This window comes from Arthrobacter sp. TWP1-1, from assembly GCF_049897845.1.
Taxonomy (GTDB): Bacteria; Actinomycetota; Actinomycetes; order Actinomycetales; family Micrococcaceae; genus Specibacter.
The window spans coordinates 46,997-67,000 of the sequence record NZ_JAFCXC010000002.1 but is presented as its reverse complement, the minus strand read 5'-3'; the positions used below and the strand labels follow the sequence as shown (position 1 = coordinate 67,000).

The window sequence follows — 20,004 nt, the reverse complement described above, 5'->3', positions numbered from 1 at the left end:
GTGATCACTCGCTATTGCACGACCCATTCCGGGTCACGGATCCGCAGTTCAGTCGGTCCGGGTGAACTCGCCGAGCCCGTTCGGCTCCTGCCCATGCTCCGGGAACTTGTTGAAGTACGTAAGGGTGACCCCATTGATCTGGCCGCCCTTGCGGACGAAGACTGCCGAAGAGAGTGAACCGGGGAGCGCATTCTCACCCGTCGGAACGAAGGACAGCGTGTCGCCGTTCCACGGATCGATCTTGAACGTGTAGCCGCCCTCGGGACCGAGCACCCCGGTGAGGGTACCGTTCTCCTCGGTGACGACGAATTTGCCGAAGTACGGACTCGTGTACGTGCCGACGTAGTCGCCGGCCGGACCCGCAGCCGCGGCATCTGCGGGCGGTTCCTGGCCGACGAGGTCGCCCGCCGGGTCGGCGAAATCCTCAAAGAAGGTAGACAACATGTCCAACCAGGGGCGCGTCACCGCGCCGAACTGTACGAGGTCGACGAACTCCGAAACGATCGCTTCCGGAACGCCCGACGGCGCGCCGTTCGTGAGCACGACTATCCCGAGGTTCAGATCGGGGATCATGGTGGCATTGGTGGCGGTACCCCACCCGAATGCGCCGGAATGGCTGATGTTGACGCGGCCGGTCACGGTGGCGCTGACGTTCGTACCGAAGCCGTAGTGCGAGGTGCGCGATGTCAGGTTCCTGGCATCGCCACCGGTGATCGAGTGGGCGGAATAGGTCTTTGCCAGCACGAGCGGGTCGATGAATTCAGCGCCGTCGACCTCGCCGTTGGCCAGCACCATATTCATCCACTTCGCAATGTCGCCGGCAGTGGTGGCGACACCGCCGGCAGGAGCCTCGGCATCAGCGTCACGGTCGAACAGCTGCTCGTACTTTCCTTCTCCGGTACGGGCGTGCATCGCCGCGCGATCATCTGAGGCGAGGTATTCGTCGTGGACGGTGGTTGTCGAAGTCATGCCGAGCGGCTCGAACAGCAGTTCGTGCGCGGTCTGCGCCCACGTTTGCCCGCGCGACGCCGCGACCGCCTCGGCGCCCACCGTCAGCCCGAAGTTGGAGTACTGGTAAGTGTCGCGGAACGACGCCAGAGGAATCTGGTTCATGTGGGCCATGATGTAGTCGACATCGAAGCCGACGTCCTCGAGTTTATCGCCGGCACCGGTTGGAATGCCGGTGCGGTGCGAGAAGAAGTCGGCGATCTTTCCATGCTCGGTCACGTACGGATCGTTCAGCGCGAAGTCTGGGAGGTATTTGACGACCGGATCTTCCCAGGACAGATTGGCGTCTTCGGTGATCGCTTTGGCCACAACGCTCGAGGAGAGGGGCTTGGACAAAGACGCGATCTGAAACACGGTGTTGACGTCTACAGGTTCCTTCGTCGTCAGGTCCCGCACACCGTAACCCTTTTCGAACACGACTTTACCGTTGGAGACGACAGCGACTCCTGCGCCGGGCACTCCTGTCTGCTTGAGCGCCTTCTCGATGGACTGCGGAAGCGCAGCGACGGCCGCAGCCACAGCCGTGTCTCGATCCGTGTAGAGATCGACGACGTCCTGGTTGGGTGCTTCACCGACTATGACGGCGGGCCCGCTCGAGGACGACTGTGCCGCGGGCGCACTCCCCGTGCACGCCGTCATGGCCAGCGTGAGTGCTGCCACCGCCGAGACTGCGACAATGCTTACGATGCCCTTGTTCGTGCTGCTCATGCCGTTCATGTCGCTGCCTCCGGTTGACAATCTGCTAGCGGAGCCATGGCTTCCTACGCGAGCATACGAAGCCATGGCATCCGATCCCCCAATGATGATAATTGTGCATGGACAGAAGCGGACAAAACAACCACCGCTTCCGGACGTGACCTTTAGAGGGCGTCCGGATCCGGTCAAATGCGCCATAATGGTGTCCACACGCTCCGGAGGTGGACATGAATGATAAGGAACTGCTGGAACTGATTTACCGCAGCCGACCTAAGACGGTGGCGGAGCTCTCCACCACCGCGCACGCCGATGAGGGTGAGACCGCCGACGCCGTTGCTCGTCTCGCGCTGCGAGGTGCGGTCTCCGTGCGCGATGGCACAATCGCGTATGCCACGCCGGCGATGTGGACGGCCGACGTTGTCGAACGCGAAGTGCATGCGATGCGGCAGACGGCGGACGAGGCCGCCTCGCGAATTGAGTCGCTCGTGGCAGACCTGCCGACGTTGCTCCGTCACTGGGCTGTGGGCGAGGCATCCGGTGATCTCGTTCCCGTTTTCGTCCGACATGGGCCGAAGGCGGCAGAAGACCTCTGGTACGACATCGCACGGGAAGGGAGCGACACCGCCTGGTCAGTACTTCCCGATCTCGGACGCTACTTGCAGACCGATCCCGCGCGCGCCAGCCGTTTCGCGGAGATGTTCGCCGGCAAGCGATCGGTGCGAACCCTTGTCCCGAGTTCCATAGCAGAGGACGCCCGGCTCGTGGCGATCGCCGAGCGCTACGCGGCCGTCGGGGTGGAATTCCGCCTTCTCGACGACCTTCCGAGTTGGTTCTGGATCGACGGCGACGTGCTCGCATTGCCGGTCGAATGGGGCGAGGGGTGGCCGTCCAGCGTGGTTGGTGTCCGTAACGCGGCCCTCGCCGAGCTGGGACGAAGCCTGTTCCGCGAGCTCTGGCGTCGCGGCGAGCCGATCGGTGGTGTGGAGCAGCCGTGGGCGCCGCTTCTTGTGCTTATGAAGCAGGGCATCACTCTCGACGCGGCATCTCGCAGGCTCGGGATCAACCCGCGAACGGGGCGGCGTCGCATTGCGGCGGCGATGGAGCAATACGGCGTATCGACATTGTTCGCCTTGGGCGTGGCGTGGGCCGCGGACGGGAAGCCAACCGCACGTTGAGCGGTGGTTTGCTCCACAGCCGTCGCGTCAGGACCGATCGAAGAAGGGAAACAAATTTCGGGACGTATCGAAGCACAACGTCATTGAGGACTGGGGGTGAAATCACTGGGCACCAGGCCTTCCAGGGCCACTCCCCCTACTCTCATGGAAAGACAGATTTTGGTCCTGGTCCCGGCCTGCGCAGCTAGGACAGGTTTCATAAATTCCCACACCATACAATCGGGGCTCCCGCGACCGAGAAGGAACAGGCCGCCACCAGAGGCAAGGCCGGGCATCCATCAGGAGGACTCAGGCGCACCACGAACCAGATGTAAGGGAAATTTCACCGAACATTCACGGGGTCTAGAGTGATCAAGGCGGTCGGCCTGCTCTGTGAATGCGCCGGCTGTAGCCTTGACTGTTTTCCGGCTCGCGTATGGTTAGTTTGTGAACAATGCTATGGAATTTAGGTCCGGTCAAGAGGCCTCCAATGATCATCGAGTCTTGGTATTTGGGCGTCTTCTTGGCGCAGCGAATCGCCTCGAATATCTTCTTGGCCGCGATTTGGAGCAAGAGATCGGCATCACTCACTCCATCTTTGAGCTCCTCCTTCTTGCCGCGAGAGCCGGAGACGAGGGGCTACCTGTGCGGGCCATCGCCGAGGCGAGAGTCCTCACCTCCGGTGGCGCCACTCGACTGGTGCAGCGGGCTACAGCCCTGGGACTAGTTGACCAGGAAGGTTCAATCTCGGATGCCCGAGTGCAACTGATTCGACTCACCGACCACGGTGAAAGCGTGTTGCTCCGGGCCAGTACGCGTCACGCAGAGAACATCGAAAAATACATGTTGAATCTACTCACTCCCATGGAGGCGAAAGTGTTTGGTACCGCCTTGAAAAAGATCAGCAAAAACGCTGCGCAACAGCTGCCAAGCATGCCATGATCAGTACGCAACGACCCTTGGGAATACCTGACTAGTCAGCTATTGTTGGAATTGAATGAGCGTGCAATATGCGACTCAATCCCGGGTTTCCGGGTTCATCCGAGAAAGGTTCACCGCATGTCACTGAATTTTGAGGTCTTCGACCTCGACTTCCCTGCAGGTTCACCCAACAAGTCAGCAACATTGATCACAGGCCCTACCAAAGCCTTGCTTGTCGATGCCGGTTTTACTCGCGCCGACGGACACCGACTTGTAGCGGCAATTCTTGACTCAGGCAAAGAATTGGAAACTGTCTTCGTCAGCCATGCCGATCCTGATTACTACTTCGGCCTGGAAGTCATTGCGGATGCGTTCCCGGCGGCCACGATATTGGCAACGCCCATCGTGATTGAGCACATAGAAGCCAGCTACCAGGGCAAGCTGCAGGCGTGGGCGGCATTGGGCGCCAATCTTCCCACACGTCTGCCCGCGATCAAGCCTCTGACGTCAGAGGACCTAGAGATCGACGGTTACGTCTTTGAACTTCGTGGCGGCTCAGAAATCCTTCCCGACCGGCACTACCTCTACAATCCCGACTATAAGGCAGTCCTAGGTGGCGTTCTGGTTTTCCAAAACGAGCACGTATGGACCGCGGACACAGCCACTCCGGAACAGCGTCAGGCATGGATTGACCTACTGGATCAAATGCAGGCTCTAAATCCGGAGCTCGTCATTGCCGGGCACCGCCTGCCAGGAACGGCCAATGACGCATCTGGAATTGACTACACGCGGGCCTACCTCAAGGAATTTGAGAGCATCATTGCCCACTCCCCCGACGGCGCTGCCGCCACGACCGCACTGATCGAAAGCTACCCTAATTCCGGGATGCTTATTGCCGCGCAAATCGGACCAAAGGTCGCAAAGGGAGAAATGACATGGGGCTAACCAACACCACTGAACCCGCACTTTCAACAGCACCACGCGACGTCGTTCGCCGGCAGTACCTTGCCTCCGCAGCGGGAGACCTTGATGCGCTCCGCGCCACGATGGCCCCGGATGTCGAGTGGACCGAAATGGCAGGCTTCCCGCTTGCTGGAACCTACCGGACCCCCACTGGAGTAACTTCCAATGTCATGGAAGTCCTGGGCAAGGACTGGGAAGGCTGGGCCGCGCACGACGATAGCTACGTCGTCGACGGTGAAAACGTGGTGGTACTGGCTAGGTACACAGCCACCCATCGGGCCACGGGAAAGCCTCTGAACGTGAGGGTAGCCCATCACTTCATCGTTCGGGGAGGACTCATTGTCCGGTTCGAACAGTTCGTCGATACAGCATTGGTCGCCGAAGCAAGTCAACCCACAGCCTGACACACAGTTCAAACTCGGCTGGCGGCGCCAACGCAAATCGTTCCGGTGCCTCCAGCGGGTCTGCCCAAGGCTTAGTTGACAGCTTGGGCAGACCCTCCAGCATGAACGTCTCAAATCCCTGACATACTCCACACATTGCGAGAGCCATGAGTTTCCGCCTACCCGGGTTCTGGAAGTCACGGGGACGCTTGTTGGTGCCCGCAGATAGCGAGCCGGACTTATGAGCACAATACGATTGCTCATACTCTTCTAGGGCGTGGAGGCGCAGTCCGTAAAAGCAGGCGCAAGCATTGGTCGCTGGCACAGTTGCACGCAGAAGCAATCTTCGGGTCCTGGACTGCTTGCCACCCCAAGTCATGTAGTTAAGCCTTCGGCGGACCATGAACTAGGTGTAAGGGATATTTCACCGAACATTCAAAAAGGAGCCGCCAATGACAAACCACTAAATCGGGATCGGAGTACCTGGGCGCCGCATAACAAGACCCCTCAGGGAGCAACCAGTCAAGATCCCATGTTAATTCTTCGTTAAATAAAAGTGGCAGGTTTTAAGCAAAGAAAACCCCCTGTTTCCAGGAGTTCTTCTTCGAACAAATGTGCCCAAGGTGGGATTCGAAACAGACTCTAGCTCCCGGAAACAAGCGGAAGTTAGCCAACCACCGCGGCAGTACGGCTCAGTACGACGCAGTACGAGCCAGTCCGGAAGGAAATGTGTTGACACTGTCAACACACCCCATCGAACCTACTATTCTGAGCCAATTTCGACCGCAGAAATACTATTGGGCTGCCCATAGCCGTACGCCAGGTATGGGGCACCGTCGAGACGAAATGAAGCTAAGAGTCACAGCTGGATCACACGCAATAGCAGCGAAAATTAGTCCGCCTGCCAGGGACGTGGCTGATAACCTCCAGAAACCATCATGCCGCTCAGGAACAGCCCTCGAACCGGGCTACTCGTAGTCGTAGAACCCCTTCCCCGTTGCGCGTCCCAACCGTCCCTGATCGATGAAGTTGCGCTTGAGGGTGTCCGCGAATTCCCGCAGCTCCGGGTCCTCACTCTGGATGTTGAGGTTGTACGGGGTTTCCATGCCGATGATGTCGTAGATTTCGAACGGGCCAAGTGGTGCGCCCGTGGCCCTGCGCCACGTCGCGTCGATGACTGCCACGTCGGCGACGTCGCGCACGTAAAGCTTTGCGGCCGACGTCATGAACGGAACCAGTAGCGAATTCAGGATGTATCCAGGCTGTTCCTTCTTCAGCTTGATGGGCATCATGCCGATTTCCTCGGCGAAGACGGCCACGGTGTCCAGGTACTGCGGGTTGGTCCCAGCATGTCCCATGATCTCACCAGTGTTCTGGCGCCAGACCTCGTTGGAGAAGTGCAGGGCCAGGAACTTTTCCGGACGACCCGTGGCATCTGCGATGTCGCTGGGCAAAAGTGTTGAGGAGTTCGTGGCAAACACGGTGTGCGCTGGCGCCAGCGCTCCGGCCCTAGCCCAGGTGTCGCGTTTGATCTGCAGAACTTCGGGGACAGCCTCGATGACGATCTCGGCATCCTTCAGGGCATCGGCCAGGTCGCTGGAGGTACGGATTCGCCTCACTGCGGCGTCAAGCTTTTCTGGGGTGGCCTCGGGCAGGTCTCGAAGGTACAGGGGCTTGAGGTATTCCCAACGAGCCGTCAGTTTGGCCAGTATCTCGTCGTTAAGGTCATAGGCGACGACGTTCTTGCCTTGATAGGCGGCTTGGAAGGCGATCTGCGATCCGAGGACGCCGGTGCCTAGCACTGTGAGGTTTTCCATGGTGACTCCTTTGATAGTGGTGTAAGTGCTGGCGAGAAAGCCGTAATGGCGATTCCACCAATGCCACCGGTCGATGTGGAGGCGTGTCCTAGTGCCCCCTCGACCGGGACGTTTGTCATTGTGAGACGTGATCTGGGGAAGATGAGTGGCTCAGAATGCCTCGAAGAGCCCGGCGGCGCCCATGCCGCCACCAATGCACATGGTCACCACGGCGTACTTGCCGCCGCGTTGCCGGGTTGCATGCAGTGCATGCCCGGCCATGCGAGCACCGCTCATACCATAGGGGTGGCCAATGGAAATGGCTCCCCCATCGACGTTGAACCGTTCCGGGTCGATACCGAGCGCGTCGCGGCAGTAGAGGGCCTGGGAGGCGAATGCTTCGTTGAGTTCCCAGAGGTCGATGTCCTCGACGGCCAGCCCGTGTCTGGAAAGCAGTTTCGGAACGGCGGTGACCGGGCCGATGCCCATCTCCTCGGGCGCGCAGCCGGTGACGGCGACACCGTGGAAGATGCCCAGCGGTTCAAGTCCGCGGCGGGATGCCTCGGTTGCGTCCATGAGGACGACGGCGGCTGCCCCGTCGGAAAGTTGGGACGCATTGCCAGCGGTCACACTGAATCGGCCAGGTTGATTGCCATCCCGATCCATCACCGGGCTGAGTTTGGACAGCGTTTCGAAGGTGGACTCCGGACGGTTTCCCTCATCCCGGGACAAGATTGCGACCTCGCCTGTCTGTTCGCGCTCCTGCAAAGCGCCATGGTGAGCGGGCAGGGCCACGATCTCGGCGTCGAATGCCCCTCGTTGCTGGGCCGCGGCGGTGCGCCGTTGGGACTCGGCCGCATATTCGTCCTGGGCCTCGCGGGAGATTCGGTAGCGGCTAGCAACCAGCTCGGCAGTTTCGAGCATGCTGGAGTACAGGCCTGGAACATTGGCTTTCAGCCATGGGTCCTGGGCCCGGTGGGCGTTGAAGTGCTGGTTCTGCACGAGGGACACGGACTCGGCTCCACCGGCGACAACGATGTCGGCGTCACCTCCTTCGATCATGCGCGCGCCGAGGGCGATAGCCATGAGTCCGGAGGCGCACTGCCGGTCCACCGTCATCCCTGGCACTTTGGCAGGCAGCCCTGCGCGGAGGGCGGCCTGCCGGGCCAAGTTCATTCCCTGGCTACCCTGTTGGAGGGCCGCACCCAAGATGACGTCCTCGATATCTCCTGCTGTGAGTCCGGCGCGCTGGACCGCGTGTGTGATGGCGTGGCCAGCCAGAGCCTGAGCCGGGGTGTCGTTGTAGGAACCCTTGTATGCCCTGCCGATCGGGGTGCGGGCGTAGGAAACGAGGACGGTTTGGCGCACGGTGGTTCTCCTTATGGGTTTCATTGCAGCTGGTTTCAGACGAAGGCGGAGATCCCAGTGAGGGCCCTGCCAACAATCAGTGTGTTGATCTGGTGGGTGCCCTCAAAGGTGTAGATCGCCTCGGCGTCCATGAAATGCTTCATGACTTTGTTTTCCAGCTCGATGCCATCTCCGCCGAGCACCTCACGGCACAGGGCGACGGTTTGGCGGGCTTGCGAGGCGGCCATCAATTTCACTAGTGAGGCGTGTTCCTCTTGCAACTCGTCCCGGTCGGCCAGCCGGGCGGCCTGGACCAAGACTCCCAGAGAGGCGGTGATGTTTATTTCGGATCGGACGAGCAGGTCCTGCACAAGTTGGAACCGTGCCAGCGGGCGGCCGAATTGGTGATGGTCGATGGCGTGGGCCAAAGCCGCGTCGAAGGCCCCGATCGCATTGCCCAGTGCCGTCCAGCCGACCTCCAGACGCGTAAATTTCAGCACCTCGGAAATCTCCCGGAATGAGCTGACACCGGGCAGCCGGGCCGTGTCCGGGACACGGACGTCGGTGAGGGTGATGTGGGCGTTCTGCACGGTGCGCAGACTGTACTTGCTGTCAATCTTCTCCGCCAACCATCCCGGCGTGTCTGTGGGGACGATGAACCCCAGGAAACGACCCTCCCCGCCCTGCTCCTTGGCCCACACGACAGCTTGATGGCCCCAGGTGGCGTTACCGATCCACCGTTTAACACCGTTGATCACCCAGTCGGTCCCTTCCCGTCGGGCCGTGGTGCTCATGCCGCCGGCGATGTCGGAACCCGAGCCCGGTTCGGTGAGCGCGAACGCCCCGACTAGAGTGCCGTTGGCCACCGCAGGCAGGATCGCGGCTTGTTGGGCGGGCGAACCGAAGCGGCGCACCGAGAGGCCGAACAGTGAGCCGCTGACCCCGGCGAAGGTGGCCAGGGAGGCGTCCTTACGGGCCAGTTCTGCGGTGAGCATCCCCCGCAGCAGGTGACTGGGTTCCGTTCCTGTGTGCAGGTGCCGACCCAGTTGGCCTGACTCTGCCAATGGTTGTACAAATTCGAACGGGAATTCCGCGTTCTCCCAGGCTCGGTTCAGCGTGGTGTCATCCAGGCTGTCCAGGGCTGTACGAAAATCTTCCAGTACCGCCCCCTCCGCCGGATCCAGCAGTGTCTCGAAGCGCAGCAGGTCGTGGATCTGCGTGGCGGTTGTGGTGGTGCTCATCGGGAAACTCCTTGATGCGCGCGTAGCTCGGTTTTCAGCAGCTTGCCGGTGGATGTGCGTGGCATCTGTTCGACGAACTCGATCTGCTTGGGGATTTTGAACCGGGACAAGGCTTGACCGACGGCCGTACGGATGTCCTCGACAGTGAATTCAACCTCGTCCTCAAGCACGATGAAAGCCTTGCCGACTTCGCCCCATTGTTCATCGGGAACCCCTATGACGGCGGCCTCGGCTACCCCGGGAACGTTCAGCAGGGCGGACTCCACTTCCGCCGGGTACACGTTCTCTCCGCCCGAGACGTACATGTCCTTGTACCTGTCCCGAATCCAGAAGTAGCCGTCCTCGTCCTGGACGGCTGCGTCCCCGGTGCGGAACCACCCGTCGTCAAATGCGGCAGCTGTTGCTTCGTGGCGTTTCCAGTACTCGTGAAAAACATTGGGTCCCACCGTCTGGATTTCCCCGATTTCCCCGGGTGTTGCCAAGGTCCCGTTGGGGGCAACGAGGCGGACATCGACAAGGAACTGCGGCTTGCCAGCCGATCCGGCCTTGCGGATCCCGTCCTCGGCTGCGAGTTTGAGCACTGCCGGGGCGGTTTCGGTCAGGCCGTAGCCCTGTTGGACGGCGACACCCCGTCCAGCCCAGACCCGCAGGGTGCGTTCGGGCACCGGGGCGCCTCCGACAATGATGGTGCGCAGCGCGGACAGGTCAGTTTGATTGAACAGCGGGTGGTGGGCCAGGGCGTCGAGCATCGCCGGCACCGCGAACAAGCTCGTTACCTGCCGATCCTGGATCGCGGTGAACATCTGCCCGGGATCCACGCGCCGCTGCACCAGGACGGTGCCGCCTTTGAGGAACGTGGGCAGCACGAGTCCATTGAGCCCAGCGATGTGAAACAGCGGAGCGGTAGCCAGGCAGACCTCGTCAGGACGGATGTCGTTTTCAATCAGGACGTTGACATCATTGAAGAACATGTTTCCATGCGTCAACACCGCACCCTTGGGACGTCCGGTGGTGCCGGAGGTATACATCAGTAAGGCCGGGTCATCGAGACTGCAGCAGACCTCCGGCACCGATGCCGCATCCTCAGGCAGCTGCGCGTAGGCCATCCCCGCGCCCGTGCCGTCGACGTCTACCAGTACATCAGCGGGGATCCCCGCGGCGATCAGCCCCACGGCTTCGGCCTGGTCCCGGCCGAAGAACAGCACGGACGCAGCACTATCCCGCAGGATGTATTCCGCTTCCGCCGGCGCGAGCCGGGCATTGACCAACACGCAGATCGCCCCGATCCGGGTACTGGCGAACAGTGTTTCAAGCAGTGCCACATGGTTTGCGCCCCAATAGGCCACCCGGTCACCCGGCCCGACTCCGTGATGGGACAGCCATGCGGAAAGGGACTCCACGCGGGCAGCGAATTGGGCGTAGGTCAGTACCGTTCCCTCGAATTCCAAGGCGACTCTGTCGGGGCTGAGCAATGCGCGGCGGCGCGGCCAAGACCCGAGTCCCAGGTTCTGAAGACTCGACATTTCGGGTGTTTTCCTTTTCGGTTGGGGTCTGTCATCGAGATTGCGTCAATGGACGCTAAGGGGTCAATGGAAGCCAAGGACCAGACCGGGAGCGCGTCCCAGGCATGCGACGGTACCCGTGCGGGGAGCAGGATTCGCGGATTGGGGATTCCTGCTCCCCGGTGACGGTTTGGGACTGATCAGCCAGCGCTGTTGCTGTGGGACGCAACTCGGGCGGGCGTACCGTTCCAGAAACCGGTGATCAACTTCGCGAACTCCGGGGCCCGCTCAATCTGCGGCATGTGCCCGGTGTCACGGAAGGCATGCGTGATGGCGTGCGGGAGCTGATCTGCCGCGGCGGCGAGGTGGGCGAACGGGAAAATCTTGTCCTCCTCGCCCCAGATGACTAAGGTCGGCACGCGGCTGGCGGTTAAGTTGTCCATCAGCTCCTTGCGCCACTCTTCACGGGTGCCGCGGAACGTGCCAAGGGCTGCGGCGGTGTCCAGGAACACCCAGCTCCCGTGTTGCCGGGAGGCCAGACGGAATCCCAGATTCACCCGCTCGTCCGTGACCAACTGCGGGTCGTTGAAGAGACTGAGCTCGAGCCTGCGCGCCGAGGCGGTGCTGGGCTTACTCAACAGCAGCTTGCCCAACGGTCGGACCGACATCATCCGTACCGGCAGTGCGACCTCCCGGCCGAAACCTGCGCTGTTGGCGAGCACCAGGCTGCGCACGCGTTCCGGCGATCGGGCCGCCAACTGCATCGCAACAGCACCACCGAGGGAATTACCCACAAGATGTGCCGGCTCGGTGACGCCCACCGCGTCCAGGAAGGCTTCAAGGAAGCGCGCCAGCTCAGGCAGCGAATAGGCCTCCCCCAACGGCTCGGACTCTCCATATCCGGCAAGGTCTACGCTCAATACGCGCAGTCCCTTATCGGCGAGCAGCTCGTGCTGCTCGATCCAGTCCTCGAGGCTGCGGCCGATCCCATGCACCAAGACGACAGGGACACCCTCCCCCTCGTCGCGGTAGCGAACCTGCCTACCGTTTACCTCAATGGTCCGGGTAGCGAGGGCGTGGAGACCGTCGTTCAGTGCGTTTACTGAGAGTTCTCCGCCGGGTTGCCGACCCTGAAAACTCATACTCCCGTCCTCGAGCCGGCGGGTGCTGAACAGCCTGATGTCCTTAATGTAATTCTGGTGCAGCCGCCACGGCACGCGGGAGCCCTGTTTGGCCATCTCCCCCACACCGCGCCGGATATAGCCGGCGTCCAAATCCAGGAACGGGCTGGCGATTTCACCCACGGGGGTGAGCGGGGTCGCGGAAACATATTCATTTGCGTCCAGATGCTTCAACAGGTGACAGGTGTATCGGCTCACCAGATCCGCCTTGAGTGTCCAAGAGTTGTTGGTGTATCCAGAGACCATATTCAAATTGGGAACCCCGGAGATCATCATGCCTTTGTAGGCGAAGCGCTCGCCGATGTTGATCGTCTCGTCATCGACGCTCAACGTCATTCCACCGAGCCACCGCAGGTTCAACCCGGTGGCGGTCACGATGATGTCGGTTGGCAAGTGCTCACCGGACTCCAGTTCGATCCCGGTCTCGGTGAAAGTGCGGATACCTCCGGTCACGATCGATGCTTGGCCATTGCGCAGTGTCGTGAATAGGTCGCCATCAGGGACCGCACACAGCCTCTGGTCCCAGGGGTTGTAGGGCGGGTTGAAGTGGGTGTCGACATCGTAGCCAGCCGGAAGCAGCTTGATGGTGTCCTTGCGGATCTTCGCACGGACCATATCCGGCTTGCTGCGGCTCAGCGTGTACTTCAGGTTCAGGTTCAGAAGGTTCTTCCAGCGCAGCACCGGATACGCCACGGTGGCGGGCAGCGCGCGCCGCAAGACGTTGGCCAGCGGGTCGACTGCAGGGACGGAGGCGATGTAGGTGGGGGTGCGTTGCAACATGGTCACGTGCGCCGCCTTCTCGGCAAGGTTCGGCACCAGCGTCACAGCCGTGGCTCCGCTTCCGATGACGACAACACGCTTGCCCTCGTAGTCGAGATCCTCGGGCCAATGCTGGGGATGCACGATCTGCCCCTTGAAGCGGTCCTCGCCCTCGAATGCCGGCTTGTAGCCCTGCTCATAGTTGTAGTAGCCGGTGGCCCCGATGATCCATGAGGCGGTGATGACCAGGGATTCCCCCGTGTCCGTCCGCTCTGCGGTCACCGTCCAGTATGCATCGGCCGTGGACCAACGTGCAGACAGGACGCGATGGTGGAAGCGGATCTGATTGCTGATCCCATACTCATCAGCGGTTTCCTCGATGTATCGTTTGATCGATGCCCCATCGGAAATGGCCTTCGGTTCCGTCCACGGCTTGAACGCATAGCCGAAGGTGTACATGTCCGAATCTGAGCGGATACCGGGGTAGCGGAACAAATCCCAGGTTCCGCCGATGGCTCCGCGTGATTCCAAGACGGTGTACCGCTTGCCAGGGCATTCCCTGACCAGGTGCGCCGCTGCTCCAATGCCTGACAGTCCTGCGCCGATGATCAGGACGTCTACATGTTCAGTGGTCTGGGCCATGACTTCTCCTATGAAGTGAATTCTTCGGTGCGGTTTTGATGGAGGGAACCGTGGTGCGCTTGTGTCCGCTCCCGACTGGGCCGCCTATGCTCTGAGACACACTGTATGGTGAGTGTGATCTAGCTCGCATGACTTCCCGTGCAATCGGACTTGCCACTCCGTGCACGCTTCGGCGAACAGTCCAAGGCAGAAGTGCCGGCTCTAGTTCAGCCCCGGAAATCCATGCAGATGTCGAAGGAGACAATCGATGACGCAAGTACAGACTTGGTCCACCGACCCGATTCCGGAACCCGAACGGTTTGCGGCTTGGTCGGAGAAGATGCGGGCTCTACATATGGACTGGGACCTCTCCACCCCGGTGGAGAGGGGGTATTCGGCCAAGATCCGCTACCGGGGCATGGGCAATTTGAAGATTGCCGAGGTGAGCTGCTCGGCATTCCAGGGTCGGCATGTGCCTTCCGCTGCGGGCGCCGGGTTAGTGGGCATCCAGCTGCATCTCAGTGGCCAAATGGCTTGCACCTACGGAAGCGAGCAGTTCACCATCAATCCCGGTGATCTGTTCGTCTGGGGCGGTGACCGCAGCGGGACTTTCAAAAGCTACGGCCAGCACCAACAACTTTCGCTGCTCATGCCGGTGACGCGAGTACCTAAATCCATATTGTCAACGCTGGAACGCAGTCGCCCCCTTGTCACAAGCCCCGGCTCGGGTGAACTGTCCCTAGTGGCTGGTCAGCTTCGTGGCATCGCTGGCGAACTTGACCAGCTCAGCGACGACGCGATGAATAGGGCAGTGAATGGCCTGCTCGATCTGTTGGATAGCGCTCTTGCCCCCGACCAGGATGCTTCGTCCGGGCAGCGTGCCACACTCCTTGCCGAAATTCAGAAGTACATTACCGAGCATTTGGAGGACCGAGCGCTTTCGGTGGGTTCCATCGCTGCCGCGCATTGGATCTCCGTACGCACCCTGCACATGATGTTCGCCGAGTCGGATACCTCTGTGGCCCGCTCGATCCTCCAACAGCGACTGGAGCGCTGCCGCCGCGACCTGGCCGGCGCCTCGGAAACAACGACAGTCACCTCGGTCGCCTTCCGTTGGGGATTCAGCGACACCGCCCACTTCAGCCGCACCTTCAAAAAGGAATTTGGCGTTCCACCCACGACTGTCATGCCCCAGTTCCGGACACGGTCAGCGCCCTCCTCGGATTGATTGCGCTGCTTGTCATGGTCGCTGCACAAATTGGCAAGCGGCCGCCTCTGCCTTCAGGCAAGACTAGAGCAAAGCTGATGTGGTGAGCTGAATCACCACCCGGTCCTAGAGGTTGCGAAATGGAAGATAAAAAGGTGGATTGCATTGTGGTGGGTGCCGGGTCATCAGCTACTGAGCCCACATCGGCAGAGCAGCCCTTCTAGGGGCATGGCACAAATTTGCCCCAAGTCATCCCCCACCGCGACACTCCGAGCTCCCTTCGTCGAGCCTGCCGATATCAATAAACAAATAGACAAATAAACAATTCATTCATCAAATGATCTGGTGTCCTCGTGGACCAGGGACAAGGAGCCGGGCGCCTCACCCCCGGTTCCCCAAGAGATCCGCCGCAAGGCACAGTGCAAAGGAGCAGACATGAGCCTGTTAGGAAAAGTAGCAATCGTCACCGGAAGTGGGCAGGGCCTCGGCCTCGCCTACGCAAGGGAACTCGCCCGCCAAGGTGCCGCAATTGTCATTAATGACGTGAACGCCGAAACAGCAGCCAAGGCCGTCGCCCAGATTGAAGCCGACGGTGGCCGTGCCACCGCTGTCGTGGTACCCGTCGGTGGCACCGATGCAGCTAAGGCATTGGTCGCAGGCGCGGTTAAGGCCTTCGGCCGCCTCGATATTCTCGTCACGAATGCCGGCATTTTGCGGGACAAGAGTCTGCTGAAGATGACGGATGAGGATTTCGACCTGGTTATCCATGTGCATTTGAAAGGCACCTTCACCTGCGTCCGCGAAGCGTTCGCGTACTTCAAGGAAAACAACGTCGCCGGACGGATCATCACCATCGGCTCCCCCACCGGGCAGCGCGGGAATTTTGGCCAAACCAACTATGCCGCGGCCAAGGCCGGGATCGTCGGCATGGTCCGCACGTGGGCACTGGAAATGAAGAAGGCCGGCGTCACAGTCAACGCCATCATCCCGGTGGCCGCCACCGCGATGACCAAGACCGTCCCGTACTTCCACAAGGCCGTCGAAGCTGACGAGCGCGGTGAGGCCATGCCCGACTTCTTCCGCCATGACTTGGGTTTCGGAACAGCCGACGACGTCGCCGGACTCATAGCTTTCCTCGCCTCGGATGAGGCTGCCAACATCACCGGCCAGGCCGTCGGTGCGGGCGGGGACCGCTTGCAGCTTTGGACCCACCCGGAAGCCGCCGCCACCGAATACCGCAAGGGTGGCTGGGGCTACGCGGACTTGGTGGAGAACTTTGGAAAACTCTTGGGGGACAAACTACAGGGCTACGGCGAGGAATTGCCACCACTCCCTGACCACCTCAAGCCCGAAGCCGTGGAGGCACGCTGAGATGGCTGCCCAGCGCTATGAACTTGGGCTCGACGTCGAAAAGTTGGACGCGATCGACATGCACGTCCACCTGGAGGTGGACGGCCACGACCATCAATCCCTACCGCCGGCCCTGACCGAGGCCTCCGCGAAGTACTTCAAGGCTGAGGACCGCACCCCGTCCCTAGACCGTATCGCGGAGATGTACCGCGGACTGAACATGGCCGCCGTCGTGTTTACCGTCGACGCGCGGACTCAACTTAAGCATGAGCCCAACAGCATCCCGGACCTGATCGCCGGCGCCGCTGGGAACAATGACGTCCTGATTCCCTTCGGCAGCGTCGATCCCCGGACCGGGGAGGACGCGATAGTCGGTGCCAAGCACCAAGCCGTGGAACTCGGCGCCCGCGGCTTCAAGTTCCACCCGTCCCTGCAGGGCTTCGACCCCTCCGACGAAGAGTTTTACCCGCTCTGGGAGACCTTGCAGGAGATCGGCCTGCCGGCAATCTTTCACACCGGCCAAAACGGCATGGGCGCCGGGCTGCCCGGCGGGTACGGCATCAAGCTCGGCTACTCCAACCCGCTGCTGCTGGATGCCGTCGCGGCGGATTTCCCGGAGCTGCAGATCATCATGGCCCACCCCTCTGTGCCGTGGCAGGACGAGGCCAACTCGATCGCCACGCACAAGGCCAACGTGTTTATCGACCTCTCCGGCTGGTCGCCCAAGTACTTCCCGGAGTCCTTGGTGAGGCTGTCCAACTCGGTGCTGCAGGACAAGGTCCTCTTCGGCACCGACTTCCCGCTCATCACCCCGCAAAAGTGGCTGGGAGCCTTCGCGGACCTGCCGCTCAAGGACGAGGTCCGGCCCAAGATCCTCAAACACAACGCCGTCCGCGTACTCGGACTCGGAGGTTGAGATGAGCACCGAAAGCACCCTGACCGCGGGGCGGACGACTGCGACAGCTCAGCGGGGAACTGCGCAGGATCGTCTATACGGCGTCTGCGACTACTACGACGCCGAGTCCCTCCTCACGGACGACGAGCGCCGTGTGCTCGGCAGGCTGCGGGTCTTCCTCGATGAAAAGGCGAAGCCGCTACTGGCAGAGTACTGGGAGCGCGGCGAATTTCCCGAAAAAATCGCGCAGCCCCTGATCGACCTGGACCTGATGGAACCCGCCGAGCTCAGGGGTCCGGAGAATACCCCTGCCCGGGGGATTTATCACGGTTTTCGGATCTTCGAACTCGCCCGCACGGATGCCTCCCTGGCGACCTTCTACACTGCGCAGGCAGGGCTGTTCCGCACCGCCATCCGGGTGGGCGCTTCGGCCCGGCAACAGGCCGAATGGATGCCCAAGGTCATTGATTTCTCGCTCAAGGGCGTCTTTTCCCTAACAGAACCGGAATCCGGCTCCGACATCGCCGGCGGGTTGTCCACCACTGCCCGCCGCGACGGCGATGGCTGGGTACTGGACGGCGCCAAACGGTGGATCGGCGGCGCCGCCACCGCGGACGTTTTGGCAGTATTTGCCCGCGACACTTCCGACGGCCAGGTCAAGGCGTTCCTCGTGGACCGGGAGGCCGCCGGCGTGACACTGGAGAAAATCCAAGGTAAGACCGCCCTGCGGATGATGCAGAACGCCAACATCACCCTGAACGGGGTCCACGTGCCCGAATCCATGCGACTGCACAACGTGAATTCCTTCAAGGACGTCGCCGCGATGTTGAAGGCCATGCGCTCGGATGTCGCCTGGATCGCGACCGGAATCCAGGCGGGCGCGTTCGAGGCCGCCCTGCGCTACGTCACGCAACGGCAGCAGTTTGGGCGCCCACTCGGCTCCTTTCAGCTCATCCAGGAAAAACTCGCCCGGATGCTCGGAAACGTCACCGCTTCCCTGTCACTGGTCATCAGACTGACCGAACAACAAGCCAAAGGCATCTACCGGGACCAAGATTCGGCCCTCTCCAAGATGCAAACATCCCTGCTGATGCGCGAAACCGTAGCCCTGGCCCGCGAGGTGGTCGGCGGCAACGGCATCACGCTCACGACCGACGTCGCTCGTTTCCACGCCGACGCCGAAGCCGTCTACTCCTATGAGGGCACCCACGAAATCAACGCCCTGATCATCGGCCGGTCCCTCACCGGCGAAAGCGCCTTCACCCGCTGACCCGCCACAATCCACCGAAGCAGCAACCCGCACCGCCGCCGCCGTCGGCCAGCCCCTTACCCAACCCATTCCTTCAGGAGGACACCATGCCCAACCTCGTCGTAAACTTCGACAAACTGCTCACCCTTTCCGGCGCCGATCTCGGCGTTACGGAATACCGGGAGATCACGCAGGAGCAGATCAATAAGTTCGCCGACGCAACCGGCGATGACCAGTGGATCCATGTGGACCCTGAACGGGCCAAGGACGGTCCGTTCGGCGTTCCGATCGCCCATGGCTTCCTCACCCTTTCACTCATCATCCCGTTCTGGAGTGAGCTGTTCGACGTCGATGGCGTCACCACCAAAGTCAACTACGGCCTGGACAAAGTCCGCTTCACCTCCCCGGTCAAGGTCGGCTCACGGATCCGCATGCAGGCCGCCATCGCCGACGTTACCGAGGTCAAGGGCGGTGCCCAGATCAAAGTCAGCGCCACCATCGAGATCGAAGGCCAGGAACGCCCCGCCGTCGTGGCCGAATTCCTCGCCCGCTTTTACAAATAGACCCGGGCCTACAGCGAGGTCGTCCCGAAATCGGCAACAAGACCGCAGCCCCATATTTGATCACACCGCGCAAATGGAAGTCACTGACGAATGTCTAGGCACCTGAATTGACCAACCCCACGACTGTCGGGATGAGTCCGCGCCGACAAACCCGAGGTGTCCATGACTGTCTGCTCATTGCGGACTGGTCGGGACCGGAGTTTATATCGAAGGTGACGGTGCCAGTTCTTTCGACTGGAGGTCGGTACGACCTGAAGATCAACGGGACAGTCGAAGGGTTCATCGGCGTTCGCACGCAGAGCGGTTCCGACGACGCCCGCGATTAGTCTCGACTGCTCATCGACCCTTGGGATCACATTAGCTTCTCCGGCCGATTCGCTCGACGAGTTCGCCTACGACCCTCGAAACCCCGTCTCCACAGCCGGTGGAGCACTGTTCCCTCTGGATCCTGGGCTGATCGGCCCCGTACACCGGTCCGTCGTTGACGGGCGCGAAGACATCCTTAGTTACGTGACGTCGGCCCTTGATGAGTCCCTCGAGGTGACCGGCCACGTCGAGCTAAAGGTATTCGTGTCCTCCAGCGCCGTGGACACGGACATCACCGCGAAGCTTGTCGACGTCTTCCCCGACGGCCGAGCAATCAACCTCTGCGATTGCATCCTCCGTCTCCGCTATCGAGAGGACCTTTCCAACCCCACTGCCCTGACGCCGGAAGAGGTCTACGAAGTCACCGTAATAATGGGAGTCACCTCAAATGCCTTCCTGCCCGGGCACCGGCTACGCCTCGATATCTCCAGCAGCAACTTCCCCCGCTTCGACCACAACACCAATACCGACAGCTTCATCTCAGGCGAATCCATCGACGACGCAATCGTGGCCACCAACCGCGTCCACCATAGCCCCGCGCACCCCAGCCGACGGCTTCTTCCGATCATCGAACGCTGACGCGAACAACCCCGAGGAACTCACCGAATCTCAAGACGCGGTCCCAGAACCGCCCTAGTTAACGTTTAGCGCGATGCGTTGACCAGGGCGGTTCTCATCTTGGTCGAATACTGGCGCTACCTGGTTGCCTATGCAAAGCGAGACGGTACCGTTTGTTGGCGCCCTTGGGCAGCGAGACGGTCTGATGGGCACAATGCGATTGCTCAGTCTCGTTCAAGGCGCC

General features: G+C 61.1%; 16 protein-coding genes. 10 read left to right on the top strand and 6 right to left on the bottom strand.

Translation table 11 applies throughout. The features are described from left to right. Window positions 1–48: 48 nt before the first annotated feature. Entirely contained in the window at window positions 49–1,791 is a 1,743-nt protein-coding gene (locus tag ACP7B9_RS03600) for a serine hydrolase (protein ID WP_425860836.1), read from the bottom strand. A 140-nt stretch (window positions 1,792–1,931) separates the two neighbouring features. Between ACP7B9_RS03600 and ACP7B9_RS03595 the strand changes: the two genes are divergently transcribed. The 4 genes from ACP7B9_RS03595 (at window position 1,932) to ACP7B9_RS03580 (ending at window position 5,146) form a co-directional block, all read left to right on the top strand. Beyond that, the gene (locus tag ACP7B9_RS03595; RefSeq protein ID WP_425860834.1) at window positions 1,932–2,879 is read left to right on the top strand and encodes a hypothetical protein; all 948 of its coding nucleotides are present in this window, start codon (window positions 1,932–1,934) and stop codon (window positions 2,877–2,879) included. A gap of 426 nt (window positions 2,880–3,305) precedes the next feature. After that, window positions 3,306–3,800, top strand: coding sequence for a MarR family winged helix-turn-helix transcriptional regulator (locus tag ACP7B9_RS03590; RefSeq protein ID WP_425860832.1), 495 nt, complete (start codon window positions 3,306–3,308; stop codon window positions 3,798–3,800). Window positions 3,801–3,917: 117 nt separating this feature from the next. Next, window positions 3,918–4,724, top strand: coding sequence for an MBL fold metallo-hydrolase (locus tag ACP7B9_RS03585; RefSeq protein ID WP_425860830.1), 807 nt, complete (start codon window positions 3,918–3,920; stop codon window positions 4,722–4,724). Further along, on the top strand, window positions 4,715–5,146 hold the full coding sequence (locus tag ACP7B9_RS03580) for a nuclear transport factor 2 family protein (protein WP_425860829.1): 432 nt from the start codon (window positions 4,715–4,717) through the stop codon (window positions 5,144–5,146). The genes ACP7B9_RS03585 and ACP7B9_RS03580 overlap by 10 nt, the downstream gene beginning before the upstream one ends. Before the next feature lie 947 nt (window positions 5,147–6,093). Here the strand turns inward: ACP7B9_RS03580 and ACP7B9_RS03575 are convergent. The 5 genes from ACP7B9_RS03575 to ACP7B9_RS03555 form a co-directional block, all read right to left on the bottom strand. Next, window positions 6,094–7,017, bottom strand: coding sequence for a 3-hydroxyacyl-CoA dehydrogenase (locus ACP7B9_RS03575; RefSeq protein ID WP_425861755.1), 924 nt, complete (start codon window positions 7,015–7,017; stop codon window positions 6,094–6,096). A 75-nt stretch (window positions 7,018–7,092) separates the two neighbouring features. Further along, window positions 7,093–8,289, bottom strand: coding sequence for a thiolase family protein (locus ACP7B9_RS03570; protein ID WP_425860827.1), 1,197 nt, complete (start codon window positions 8,287–8,289; stop codon window positions 7,093–7,095). A 35-nt stretch (window positions 8,290–8,324) separates the two neighbouring features. Beyond that, the gene (locus ACP7B9_RS03565) at window positions 8,325–9,509 is read right to left on the bottom strand and encodes an acyl-CoA dehydrogenase family protein (protein ID WP_425860825.1); all 1,185 of its coding nucleotides are present in this window, start codon (window positions 9,507–9,509) and stop codon (window positions 8,325–8,327) included. After that, entirely contained in the window at window positions 9,506–11,032 is a 1,527-nt protein-coding gene (locus ACP7B9_RS03560) for an acyl-CoA synthetase (RefSeq protein ID WP_425860823.1), read from the bottom strand. The genes ACP7B9_RS03565 and ACP7B9_RS03560 overlap by 4 nt, the downstream gene beginning before the upstream one ends. Before the next feature lie 179 nt (window positions 11,033–11,211). Then, entirely contained in the window at window positions 11,212–13,593 is a 2,382-nt protein-coding gene (locus tag ACP7B9_RS03555) for an alpha/beta fold hydrolase (RefSeq protein ID WP_425860821.1), read from the bottom strand. 247 nt (window positions 13,594–13,840) lie between these two features. Here ACP7B9_RS03555 and ACP7B9_RS03550 point away from each other — a divergent pair, with 247 nt between their 5' ends. From ACP7B9_RS03550 to ACP7B9_RS03525, 6 genes are all read left to right on the top strand, one after another. Continuing rightward, the gene (locus ACP7B9_RS03550; protein ID WP_425860819.1) at window positions 13,841–14,800 is read left to right on the top strand and encodes a helix-turn-helix domain-containing protein; all 960 of its coding nucleotides are present in this window, start codon (window positions 13,841–13,843) and stop codon (window positions 14,798–14,800) included. A 414-nt stretch (window positions 14,801–15,214) separates the two neighbouring features. Further along, a complete protein-coding gene (locus ACP7B9_RS03545) occupies window positions 15,215–16,150 on the top strand; it encodes an SDR family NAD(P)-dependent oxidoreductase (protein ID WP_425860817.1) in 936 nt (311 codons plus the stop codon). A 1-nt stretch (window position 16,151) separates the two neighbouring features. Then, window positions 16,152–17,045, top strand: coding sequence for an amidohydrolase family protein (locus ACP7B9_RS03540; protein WP_425860816.1), 894 nt, complete (start codon window positions 16,152–16,154; stop codon window positions 17,043–17,045). A gap of 1 nt (window position 17,046) precedes the next feature. Beyond that, window positions 17,047–18,294, top strand: coding sequence for an acyl-CoA dehydrogenase family protein (locus ACP7B9_RS03535; RefSeq protein WP_425860814.1), 1,248 nt, complete (start codon window positions 17,047–17,049; stop codon window positions 18,292–18,294). Window positions 18,295–18,380: 86 nt separating this feature from the next. Beyond that, window positions 18,381–18,836: a MaoC family dehydratase gene (locus ACP7B9_RS03530; RefSeq protein ID WP_425860813.1), complete on the top strand. Its 456-nt coding sequence runs from the start codon at window positions 18,381–18,383 to the stop codon at window positions 18,834–18,836. Between the two features lie 321 nt (window positions 18,837–19,157). Beyond that, entirely contained in the window at window positions 19,158–19,781 is a 624-nt protein-coding gene (locus tag ACP7B9_RS03525) for a CocE/NonD family hydrolase (RefSeq protein ID WP_425861753.1), read from the top strand. Window positions 19,782–20,004 lie beyond the last annotated feature (223 nt).

Coding starts and splice junctions, on each gene's coding strand:
- ACP7B9_RS03600 (WP_425860836.1), bottom strand. CDS start 1,791: ATGGCTTCGTATGCTCGCGTAGGAAGCCATGGCTCCGCTAGCAGATTG.
- ACP7B9_RS03595 (WP_425860834.1), top strand. CDS start 1,932: ATGAATGATAAGGAACTGCTGGAACTGATTTACCGCAGCCGACCTAAG.
- ACP7B9_RS03585 (WP_425860830.1), top strand. CDS start 3,918: ATGTCACTGAATTTTGAGGTCTTCGACCTCGACTTCCCTGCAGGTTCA.
- ACP7B9_RS03580 (WP_425860829.1), top strand. CDS start 4,715: ATGGGGCTAACCAACACCACTGAACCCGCACTTTCAACAGCACCACGC.
- ACP7B9_RS03565 (WP_425860825.1), bottom strand. CDS start 9,509: ATGAGCACCACCACAACCGCCACGCAGATCCACGACCTGCTGCGCTTC.
- ACP7B9_RS03560 (WP_425860823.1), bottom strand. CDS start 11,032: ATGTCGAGTCTTCAGAACCTGGGACTCGGGTCTTGGCCGCGCCGCCGC.
- ACP7B9_RS03555 (WP_425860821.1), bottom strand. CDS start 13,593: ATGGCCCAGACCACTGAACATGTAGACGTCCTGATCATCGGCGCAGGA.
- ACP7B9_RS03550 (WP_425860819.1), top strand. CDS start 13,841: ATGACGCAAGTACAGACTTGGTCCACCGACCCGATTCCGGAACCCGAA.
- ACP7B9_RS03545 (WP_425860817.1), top strand. CDS start 15,215: ATGAGCCTGTTAGGAAAAGTAGCAATCGTCACCGGAAGTGGGCAGGGC.
- ACP7B9_RS03540 (WP_425860816.1), top strand. CDS start 16,152: ATGGCTGCCCAGCGCTATGAACTTGGGCTCGACGTCGAAAAGTTGGAC.
- ACP7B9_RS03535 (WP_425860814.1), top strand. CDS start 17,047: ATGAGCACCGAAAGCACCCTGACCGCGGGGCGGACGACTGCGACAGCT.
- ACP7B9_RS03530 (WP_425860813.1), top strand. CDS start 18,381: ATGCCCAACCTCGTCGTAAACTTCGACAAACTGCTCACCCTTTCCGGC.